Consider the following 9501-nt stretch of genomic DNA (forward strand, 5'->3'; position numbering starts at 1 on the left):
TCCCTTGGATCCCTCCGGACCCAGCTCGACGGAACGGCCCGCAGGCACTGCCTGCGGGCCGTTCCGTCTGTTGCCGGGGTGCTGCGGGGTCACAGGAGCCTTCTGGCTGCCCGCCTCAGGTCGTACTCGTGGATGATCGCTTTGGCATGGCCGTAGGTGAGGTCGTGTTCGCTCCGCAGCCAGCTGACCTTCTCCTCGAAACGGAAGAGGGAGGGGCCGTCGTCGACGGTGCGAAGCCAGTCGGCGATGTCACGACCGGTGCATTGAGGGATCCGTGAGAGCAGGTTGCGATGGGTTTCTTCGGAGAAGACTTGAGACATCGGCGCCTCCGACGCAGTGCGCGTTGCTGGTCCTTCCCGACACCGTGCCCGAGCTTCGGCCCGTTGGCAACCATCCTGCGGGGGCGCGTAGGGTCACGGCGTGCTCGATACGACACCTCTGATCACCGCCGTGGACCGATTCGCCGACCGTCTGCGCAGCGCCCCGCAGAGCCGGCTGCAGCGCGGTGCCGCCGCCGGGGCCCTGGCCACGGCCAGGGAGCTGACCGCACGGGCCCAGCGCGCCGAGGCGCCGGACCGGGAGCCGCGCGTCATGCCGGACGCCGGGATATTCGCGGTCGGTGACCAGCTCGCCGTCGCGGGCCGCGATCTGGCGGTGGCACTGGAAACGGCCTCGTCCGCGGAGCTGGACGAGGCCGTGCGATTCGTCGACGCAGCGGCGGCGCGGGCGTTTTCCTGAGCCCGCGCGGGCCGGAGCAGGCGTGCGTGGCGCGTACTAGAACGAGGCGATGACGCGGTCGGCGAGGATGTAGACGTTCTCCTTGCCGCACGAGAACGTCAGTGCGTAGGCGCCGGAGACACCGGAACCGCCCAGCAGCACCGGCTGCTCGCCCGCGCGCAGCGAATCGGAGAGACGCTCGGCGGTCTCGCGGTGCCCGGGGGTCATACAGAGCGTGGTGCCGTCGGCGAAGACGTAGACGTCGAGCGTCCCGAGCGGGCCGGGGCGGACGTCGGTGAGCTCGGTACCGGTGTCGGCGAGCCGCTCCAGGCGGTTCACGGTACGCTCATGGTCAGTGACAACCGGTGTCTGCACCGGGACGAAGTCCGGGTGCGAGGGGTGGCGGCGACGCGCCGCTGCCAGCTCGGGCGAGTCCTCGGCGAACTCCGCGAATTCGGAGACCTCGGCGACCTCGGGCAGATCGGTCAGCTCGATCAGCTCCTCCATGGCCTCGGTGGCTTCGAGGTCCATCGCCTCGAGGCCCGCGAAATCGGCCTGGCGGGGCATGAAGAACGGGGCGTCCTCGCCCAGGCCGGCGAGCCCGCCCAGCAGGGACGGGGCGTCGGCGGCGTCGCGCGCCTCCTGGGCGGCCCAGAAGGCACGGGCTTCGGCCAGCTCACGCTCCCGCTCCTCGGCGAGTGCGTCGGCGACCGCAGTGCGTATCTCCTCGGCGGAGGCGGAGACGGCGGTGCTCCGGTTCTGCTGTCCGGGCACGGACGCACTGAGGCTCCGTCCCTCCGCCAGCTCCGTCCGCAGTGCCGCGACCTGCTTGCGCAACCCGTGAGCAGCGTGCAGAGCAGCGGCGCCGACAGCCGTGGCAGCGGCGGTGGTCAGCAACAGGGCAAATGACATGGCGCTCACTGACATACTCCCGGTTTCAATCGACACCCCCGACTTCCTACATCAGCTTGTCCTGTACTCGTGCCTGCTGTCAGTGCATTACGTCACGAATTGGACAGGTCTTTGGGCCTGATGTTTAGCCCTGTGGCTGGTGTGACCTGCGGAAACGACTCTCCCCCGGGACGCAGATCACATCCTGGGGGAGATTCGGTCACGTTCGGGGCTCGGCCGGGTTCAAAACAGCCCCTCCGAGGGAGGGCGAACCGCTCTCCGGAACCTAGCTGAGGCGCTCGATGACCATGGCCATGCCCTGGCCACCGCCCACGCACATGGTCTCCAGGCCGAACTGCTTGTCGTGGAACTGCAGGCTGTTGATCAGCGTGCCGGTGATCCGGGCGCCGGTCATGCCGAAGGGGTGGCCGACGGCGATCGCGCCACCGTTGACGTTGACCTTGTCCAGCGGCAGGCCGAGGTCCCGGTAGGACGGGATGACCTGGGCGGCGAACGCCTCGTTGATCTCGGCCAGGTCGATGTCGTCGATGGTCAGGCCGGCGCGCTTCAGTGCCTGCTTGCTGGCCTCGACGGGACCGTAGCCCATGATCTCGGGGGACAGGCCGGAGACGCCGGTCGAGACGATCCGGGCCAGCGGGGTCAGGCCGAGCTCCCGCGCCTTCGTGTCGGACATGATCACGAGCGCGGCGGCGCCGTCGTTGAGCGGGCAGCAGTTGGCCGCGGTGACGAGGCCGTCGGGGCGGAAGACCGGCTTCAGGCCCTCCACGCCCTCCAGGGTGACGCCCGCGCGCGGGCCGTCGTCCTGCGAGACGACCGTGCCGTCCGGCGTCGTCACCGGGGTGATCTCGCGCTCCCAGAAGCCGTTCTTGATGGCTGCCTCGGCGAGGTTCTGCGACCGGACGCCGAACTCGTCCATGTCCTTACGGGTGACGCCCTTGGTCCGGGCCAGGTTCTCCGCGGTCTGCCCCATGGAGATGTACGCGTCCGGGACGATGCCGTCCTCGCGCGGGTCGGTCCAGCTCGCACCGGACTCCTCGGCGCGGGCGGCGGTACGGGCCTCGGCCTCGGCGAAGAAGGGGTTGTGCGTGTCCGGGATGCTGTCGGAGTTGCCCTTGACGAAGCGGGACACCATCTCGACACCGGCGGAGATGAAGACATCGCCCTCGCCGGCCTTGATGGCGTGCAGCGCCATGCGGCTGGTCTGCAGCGAGGACGAGCAGTAGCGGGTGACCGTACAGCCGGGGAGGTGGTCCATCCCCATCTGCACGGCGATGATGCGGCCCAGGTTGTTGCCCTGCTCGCCGCCGGGGAGGCCGCAGCCGAGCATCAGGTCGTCGATGTCCCTGGGGTCCAGCTCGGGGACCTTGGCCAGCGCGGTCTGGATGATGGTGGCGGTCAGGTCGTCCGCGCGCAGGTCCTTGAGGGACCCCTTGAAGGCCCGGCCGATCGGCGAGCGGGCGGCGGAAACGATCACGGCTTCGGGCATCACGCGGCTCCATGAGGGCTGGAAGACTGGGCTGACTTGGAAGTTACCCGGACGTATAGCTGAGGTCACCCAACAGGCTGTGTGATGCGGACCTCTTTTCTAAGCAACCGCTCAGTCGCCCGTGTTGTTCCCGCGGGGGACCGCCGGTCCGCGCGCCACCGCCGGGCCACCCTCACCCCAGGGCCGTCAGGGCCGCTCCCGTGCCGGCCGCCACGTGGCCCCCGACCCGGAAGGCGGCGGCGCGGGCGGCGGCGGCCCGCCGTCCGCGGCGTCCACGCCGTGCCGCTTCGCCGGCTCCGTGTGCGCAGGCAGGCGCCGCCGCCGGCGGTGCTTGAGGAGGGCCCACGGCGCCCGTGCCCCCGTGACCTCCGTACCCGCCTCCCGTGCCGCCTGGGAGGCCGCCTTCGCCACCGGCAGCATGTCCTCGCGCCGCGACCCGTCCAGATGGTCGGACTCCGGCCACAGCCCCAGCACCGCGCACAGCGTCGGGAGCATCGCCATCGCCGCCGTCGCGTACCCCTCCGCCGACGGGTGGTAGTTGTCGGGGCCGAACAGCTCACGCGGATTCGCCTCGAACTCGGGCCCCAGCAGATCGCCCAGCGACACCGTCCGCCCGCCCTGCTCCACCGCACCGATCGTCTGGGCCGCCGCCAACTGGCGGCTCACCCGCCGCGCCAGCCACCGCAGCGGCTGGTAGACCGGCTCGATCGTGCCCAGGTCCGGGCACGTGCCCACGACCACCTCGGCGCCGGCCGTGCGCAGCCTCCGTACGGCCGTACTCAGACAGCGCACCGACTGCGTCGCAGGCATCCGGTGGGTCACATCGTTCGCGCCGATCATGATCACGCAGACGTCCGGCACCCCCGACGGATCGGCCAGGACCAGCGACACCTGCCGGTCCAGATCGTCCGAGCGGGCCCCGGGCAATGCCACGTTCCGCAGATCCACCGGCCTCTCGGCCACCGCCGCCAGCCCGGACGCGAGCAGCGCCCCCGGTGTCTGCCCGGCCCTGCGCACCCCCTGCCCGGCCGCCGTGGAGTCACCCAGCATCACGAACCGCAACGGATCGGTGGGGCCGGCGAAGGCCACCCCGTACCGTCCGTTCGCACTCGGCGGGACCGGCGCCGTACCGCCGCCCACCTGCCTTTTCGCCAGCTGTACTTCCGCCAGCACCAGGCCCACCGTCGCCGCACCGATCAGCCCGACGCTTCCGCCGCCGTAGGCCGCGCCCGCCGCGATCCGCCGTGCCACCCTCGCCCTCGACACAGTCCGGTCCACCTCCTCCTTGCTGTGCAGCTGTACACAGCACTACCTGCCCCGTACGGGGCGTAGCCCAATCGCTTCGTCCAATGTCCTCCCCGTACGCATAGTCTTGCTTGACCATCTCGGAGACCCCGGAGTACACGGTGCAATTCCACGATTCGATGATCAGTCTTGTCGGCAACACCCCGCTGGTGAGGCTGCGCAATGTGTCGGCAGGCATTCAGGCGACGGTCCTGGCCAAAGTCGAGTACTTCAACCCCGGCGGGTCGGTGAAGGACCGCATCGCGCTGCGCATGATCGAGGCCGCCGAGCAGAGCGGCGAACTCAAGCCCGGCGGCACGATCGTGGAGCCGACCAGCGGCAACACGGGCGTCGGCCTGGCCATCGTCGCCCAGCAGAAGGGCTACAAGTGCATCTTCGTGTGCCCGGACAAGGTGTCCGCGGACAAGATCAACGTCATGCGGGCGTACGGCGCGGAGGTCGTCGTCTGCCCGACGGCCGTTGACCCCGAGCACCCGGACTCGTACTACAACGTCTCCGACCGCCTGGTCCGCGAGACGCCCGGTGCCTGGAAGCCCGACCAGTACTCCAACCCGAACAACCCGCGCTCGCACTACGAGACGACGGGCCCCGAGCTCTGGGAGCAGACCGACGGGAGGATCACCCACTTCGTCGCCGGCGTCGGCACCGGCGGCACGATCTCCGGCACGGGCCGCTACCTCAAGGAGATCAGCGAGAACCGCGTGCAGGTCATCGGCGCCGACCCGGAAGGCTCCGTCTACTCCGGCGGATCGGGACGCCCGTACCTGGTCGAGGGTGTCGGCGAGGACTTCTGGCCGAGCGCCTACGACCGTACGGTCACGGACGAGATCGTCGCGGTGTCCGACAAGGACTCCTTCCAGATGACCCGGCGCCTCGCCAAGGAGGAGGGACTGCTGGTCGGCGGCTCCTGCGGCATGGCGGTCGTCGCGGCCCTGGAGGTCGCCGCGCGGCTCGGCCCCGACGACGTGGTGGTCGTCCTGCTGCCGGACAGCGGCCGCGGCTACATGAGCAAGATCTTCAACGACGAGTGGATGGCCGACTACGGCTTCCTGGAGGACACCGGCACCTCCGCCCAGGTCGGTGCCGTCCTCGACTTCAAGGAGGGCCCGATCCCCACGCTCGTCCACATGCACCCGGACGAGACGGTCGGCGAGGCCATCGACGTACTCCGCGAGTACGGCGTCTCCCAGATGCCGATCGTGAAGCCGGGCGCGGGCCACCCGGACGTGATGGCCGCCGAGATCATCGGTTCCGTGGTCGAGCGCCAGCTCCTGGACGCCCTGTTCACGCAGCGCGCCTCGCTCTCCGACCCGCTGGACAAGCACATGTCGGCTCCGCTGCCGCAGGTCGGCTCCGGTGAACCGGTCGAGGACCTGATGGCCGCGCTCAGCGGTACGGACGGCTCGGACGCGGCGATCGTGCTGGTCGAGGGCAAGCCGAAGGGCGTGGTGAGCAGGCAGGACCTGCTGGCGTTCCTCGCGAAGGACGCGACCCCGAAGCCGTAGGCCGGATTTCCGGGCTTCGCGAAACCGGTACGAGCGCGACACGTGCGCGCAGCACCGGCTTAACACGGCTCCGGCACAGTAGGGGATGTCGGCAGGGGAAACCCCGCCGGCACCAAGTACGGCGACACGGACTACGGAGCGGCTCCCGGACCTCCACCGTCGCCAGGACGCGATACCCGGCCCTGACCCGGGAGCGCGTCCCTCGCGGGGACCGCCGTCGTCCCGCCCTCCGGGAAACCGGGGGTGCGGCGGTCCCCGCGACATATCCATGCGCGCAGAGCGCGGCGACCGGCGGCATGCGCATGCGTGCGGACGACCGGCGGAATTCGCCCCCGTGATCCTCGGCCCGCAGCCCGCAGCCCGCAGCCCTCAGGCCTCCCAGTCGGACGAGGCCCTCTCACGCTGCTTGTCCCGGAACCACGGCCACCCACGGGCGGCGTGCACCGCGTTCACCCCGACGATCCCGAGCCAGGCCACGACGAGCCCGTCGATCCCGGCATTCGCGACGCCGATCGCCGAGAGCGGGATGGCCAGCACGAGCGAGACGACCCCGAAGCCGAAGCGCTCCCCGAAGGTCCCGTCCGCCCGGGCAGGCTGCGTACCGCCCCGGGCGACCACCATCTGCTGCTCGGCGAAATGCCGCCGCACCCGCCGGTCGAGGGTGCCGTCGAGCCGCTGCTCGACCTTCTCCAGGAACGAGTCGATGAGTGCGGACTCGTATTCGGGGCCCAGCTCGCTACGGGCCTGCAGGGTCGCGTCGAGCTCTCGCTTGAGCTCGGAGTCACGGGCTTCCATGCGTCCTACGGTACGAATCGCGGGCGCCCGGGGCAGTGGGGTTAGCCCCCCTGTTTCCGCCCGTGTCCCTGCCGGGCGGGACAGCTCACCCCCGTGCCGGGCGGGGCCGGGCTCATCGGCGTAGCGTTGACCGGGCGAAGAGGGGAGCCGGTTCATGACCACCGCGACACCTTCCGCCCGTACCATCCCCCGCACGTCCGAGGAGCGGGCGCGTGAGGTCAACGAGGCAGAGCTCCGCGCCACGCTGTCCACCTTCCGGGAGCTGTCCGACGAGGACTGGCAGCGTCCGACGACCTGCGCGGGCTGGACGGTCCGCGACATGCTCGCCCACATCGTCGGCCAGTACGAGGAACTGCCCAGGCCCTGGGTCTCCGTACGGCGGATCCGGCAGGCGGGGAGGACCCATCCGCACCTGGGCCGGCTCGACGGCCACAACGAGCGCCAGATCGAGGACAGGCGGGCCGTGCCGGGCAGGGAGCTGATCGGCGCTCTCGCCCACTACGCACCCCAGGGCCTGCGCGCGCTGCGCCGCATACCCGTGCCCGTCCGCCGGGCGATGCGGCTCAGCCTGCTCTACCCGGAGGCCAAGGCCCTTCCCGACGACTCGGTGGACTACCTGAACCGCGTCCTCATCGCCCGGGACACCTGGATGCACCGGGTGGAGCTCAGCGACGCGACGGGAGCGGAACTGCTCCTCGACGGGCACGACCGCGAGATCGTGGACCAGGTGGTGCTCGACCTCGCGCTCGCCTGGACCGGCCCCGCGGTGGAGATCGACCTCCACGGCCCCGCGGGCGGCAACTGTCTCCTCCTGGGCATCGGCGCCCCCGCGGCGAGGCTCCGCGCGGACGCCATCACCTTCGCCCGCCATGTGTCGGGCCGCCCTCCGCGCGGGCCGCTGGAGCTGGACGGCGACGACGACGCGCAGGCGGCGCTCATGGCGGCACGTGTCGTGTTCTGACCCGCGCGTTCTGGCCCCCCTGCGTGGCAACCAGGCTCTGTAGGCTGGTTGTTGACCCTGCAGTGGTGCGACTCCTCGAGGAGACCCGGTGGCCGAGCAGCCGATGCCTTCAGACGTGCCCGAGCAGCACGCGAGGATCAACACCGCCCAGCCGGCCCGTATCCGGCCGGTGGCGTCCTGACGCGGACGCGGACGGCCTGAAGGACCGTCCCGGATGGCGGTCCTGTATATGGACATACAGTCCGCTTGCTGGCTGAATAGATTCGTCGGCGCCGTGCGGTGCGACGGATTCCGGAGGGACCAGCATGAACGGGAGCAGCCCGGCTGCGCGCTTGCAGCGGCTCTTCGAAGGGCAGCGGCTCACGCCCACCCAGCGGCGGATCGCGCACTCCATGGTGCGGCGGGCCGCCGATGCTCCCTTCCTGTCCAGTGTGGAGCTGGCCGAACTGGCCGGGGTCAGCCAGCCGTCCGTCACCCGGTTCGCCGTGGCGCTCGGCTTCGACGGGTACCCGGCCCTCCGCAAGCACCTGCGAGAGGTCGCACCGGACGGAGCGGCCGGTGGGGGCGCCGTGGAGGAGACCCTCAACGAGTACCAGCAGGCAGTCCGGGCGGAGATCGAGAACTTGCAGCACCTGGCCGAACTCCTCGCCGATCAGGGCCCGGTGGAGCGGGCGGGCCGCTTGCTGGCCGGATCGCGCCCGCTGCCCGTGCTGGGGCTGCGGGCCGCCTCGTCGCAGGCGCGGGGGTTCGGGTACTTCGCCGCCAAGGTGCACCCGGACGTCCGCGTGCTCGACGAGGGCGGCAGCATGCTGCACGACCGGATCGACGCCGCCCGGCGGGCGGGGGCCACTGCGCTGATGTGTTTCGCGCTCCCCCGGCATCCGAGGGAGGTCGTGGACGCACTCGCGTATGCGCAGACTCAGGGACTGACCGTCGTGACCGTTGCCGATTCGGCCTTCGCCCCGGTGGCCAAGCACAGCGACGTGCTGATTCCGGCCGCCGTCGGGACCGGGCTCGCCTTCGACACGGCCTGTGCGCCGATGCTGTTGGGGCGGGTGCTGCTGGAGGCGATGTGCGACGGGCTGCCGGAGGCACAGGCCCGGCTGGAGGAGTTCGACGCACGGGCGGCGGCGCGGGGGCTGTTCGTCGAGTAGGGATCTCTGACGTGCCCTCGTTCTTTGACGATTCTCACGTGTCGCTCATCTGTGCCTATTAATCTCCGCGCCCAGGAAGGTCCACAAGGAGTCGTGGAGAGGGGTACGGACGTGGGGCGCGGAGCGCAGTCGTTGGCGAGGGTGGCCGTGATCGTGCGGGCCGGAGCGGCACCTCTGTGGTGGCCGGGGCTGCTGGCGGCGGCAGTCGGGGCATGCGTACCGGGGCTGACCGGGCGGCGGGTCGGGCTGCTGGCCGGGGCGGCGCTCTTCCTCGTGGCCGCGGCAGTGGTGGCTCTGCTGCGTCTGGGGCGGTACGCGGAGCTCGCCGAGGGGGCCGCACGGGCCGGGCGGAGCGACTTCCTGCAGGACCGGGCCGTGACGGTACGGAACTGGCGGCGGGGGCACCGGTGGTGGCTGCTGGGGGCGTTCCTGGCGGCCGTGGCGAGCGGTTTCCTCGTGCCGGGGGCCGGCGGGCTCCTGCTCGCCGGGTCCGGGGCCGGGCTCTGGGCCAAGGCCGTGCGGATCGGGCAGCGGGAGCGGCGGGACGACGTCCTGTACTGGGTGCGCACGGACTGGGTGGTGCGCGGCCGGCCCGCGGGCAAGCAGGTGAAGGCGTACCGGACGACCGGGCCCGTGGCGGGCGACGCCGCGCCCGGAGGGGCGCGG

The 9501-nt window shown here is 71.1% G+C and carries 10 protein-coding genes; 5 read left to right on the forward strand and 5 right to left on the reverse strand.

The genetic code is table 11. From position 1 onward, the window contains the following. Window positions 1–89: 89 nt before the first annotated feature. Window positions 90–320 carry a DUF4287 domain-containing protein gene (locus ACFQ6X_RS13995; protein WP_329210289.1) on the reverse strand — a complete coding sequence of 77 codons (231 nt, stop codon included), beginning with the start codon at window positions 318–320 and terminating at the stop codon, window positions 90–92. Between the two features lie 100 nt (window positions 321–420). On the opposite strand from ACFQ6X_RS13995, the gene ACFQ6X_RS14000 reads away from it, so the two are divergent. After that, a complete protein-coding gene (locus ACFQ6X_RS14000; RefSeq protein ID WP_329210291.1) occupies window positions 421–738 on the forward strand; it encodes a hypothetical protein in 318 nt (105 codons plus the stop codon). A gap of 36 nt (window positions 739–774) precedes the next feature. Here the strand turns inward: ACFQ6X_RS14000 and ACFQ6X_RS14005 are convergent, their stop codons facing one another. The 3 genes from ACFQ6X_RS14005 to ACFQ6X_RS14015 all read right to left on the reverse strand — a co-directional run bounded on the left by ACFQ6X_RS14005 (window position 775) and on the right by ACFQ6X_RS14015 (window position 4366). Next, the gene (locus ACFQ6X_RS14005) at window positions 775–1644 is read right to left on the reverse strand and encodes a hypothetical protein (RefSeq protein ID WP_383180810.1); all 870 of its coding nucleotides are present in this window, start codon (window positions 1642–1644) and stop codon (window positions 775–777) included. Window positions 1645–1894: 250 nt separating this feature from the next. Continuing rightward, window positions 1895–3115, reverse strand: coding sequence for an acetyl-CoA C-acetyltransferase (locus ACFQ6X_RS14010; protein ID WP_383180813.1), 1221 nt, complete (start codon window positions 3113–3115; stop codon window positions 1895–1897). A 186-nt stretch (window positions 3116–3301) separates the two neighbouring features. Next, the gene (locus ACFQ6X_RS14015; protein ID WP_383180840.1) at window positions 3302–4366 is read right to left on the reverse strand and encodes an SGNH/GDSL hydrolase family protein; all 1065 of its coding nucleotides are present in this window, start codon (window positions 4364–4366) and stop codon (window positions 3302–3304) included. A gap of 155 nt (window positions 4367–4521) precedes the next feature. On the opposite strand from ACFQ6X_RS14015, the gene ACFQ6X_RS14020 reads away from it, so the two are divergent. Beyond that, complete coding sequence (locus ACFQ6X_RS14020; protein WP_383180843.1) at window positions 4522–5925, forward strand: cystathionine beta-synthase; 1404 nt, start codon at window positions 4522–4524, stop codon at window positions 5923–5925. Between the two features lie 369 nt (window positions 5926–6294). Here the strand turns inward: ACFQ6X_RS14020 and ACFQ6X_RS14025 are convergent, their stop codons facing one another. Then, a complete protein-coding gene (locus ACFQ6X_RS14025) occupies window positions 6295–6720 on the reverse strand; it encodes a hypothetical protein (RefSeq protein WP_383180815.1) in 426 nt (141 codons plus the stop codon). A 154-nt stretch (window positions 6721–6874) separates the two neighbouring features. Between ACFQ6X_RS14025 and ACFQ6X_RS14030 the strand changes: the two genes are divergently transcribed. From ACFQ6X_RS14030 to ACFQ6X_RS14040, 3 genes are all read left to right on the forward strand, one after another. Next, on the forward strand, window positions 6875–7681 hold the full coding sequence (locus tag ACFQ6X_RS14030) for a maleylpyruvate isomerase family mycothiol-dependent enzyme (RefSeq protein ID WP_383180818.1): 807 nt from the start codon (window positions 6875–6877) through the stop codon (window positions 7679–7681). 305 nt (window positions 7682–7986) lie between these two features. After that, entirely contained in the window at window positions 7987–8835 is an 849-nt protein-coding gene (locus tag ACFQ6X_RS14035; RefSeq protein ID WP_383180821.1) for a MurR/RpiR family transcriptional regulator, read from the forward strand. Window positions 8836–8976: 141 nt separating this feature from the next. Further along, the coding region (locus ACFQ6X_RS14040) for a hypothetical protein (RefSeq protein ID WP_383180846.1) at window positions 8977–9501 on the forward strand (525 nt) is incomplete at its 3' end.

This window comes from Streptomyces sp. NPDC056452 (genome assembly GCF_042796085.1).
Classification (GTDB): Bacteria; Actinomycetota; Actinomycetes; order Streptomycetales; family Streptomycetaceae; genus Streptomyces.

Coding starts and splice junctions, on each gene's coding strand:
- ACFQ6X_RS14030 (WP_383180818.1), top strand. CDS start 6,875: ATGACCACCGCGACACCTTCCGCCCGTACCATCCCCCGCACGTCCGAG.
- ACFQ6X_RS14005 (WP_383180810.1), bottom strand. CDS start 1,644: ATGTCAGTGAGCGCCATGTCATTTGCCCTGTTGCTGACCACCGCCGCT.
- ACFQ6X_RS14035 (WP_383180821.1), top strand. CDS start 7,987: ATGAACGGGAGCAGCCCGGCTGCGCGCTTGCAGCGGCTCTTCGAAGGG.
- ACFQ6X_RS13995 (WP_329210289.1), bottom strand. CDS start 320: ATGTCTCAAGTCTTCTCCGAAGAAACCCATCGCAACCTGCTCTCACGG.
- ACFQ6X_RS14025 (WP_383180815.1), bottom strand. CDS start 6,720: ATGGAAGCCCGTGACTCCGAGCTCAAGCGAGAGCTCGACGCGACCCTG.
- ACFQ6X_RS14010 (WP_383180813.1), bottom strand. CDS start 3,115: ATGCCCGAAGCCGTGATCGTTTCCGCCGCCCGCTCGCCGATCGGCCGG.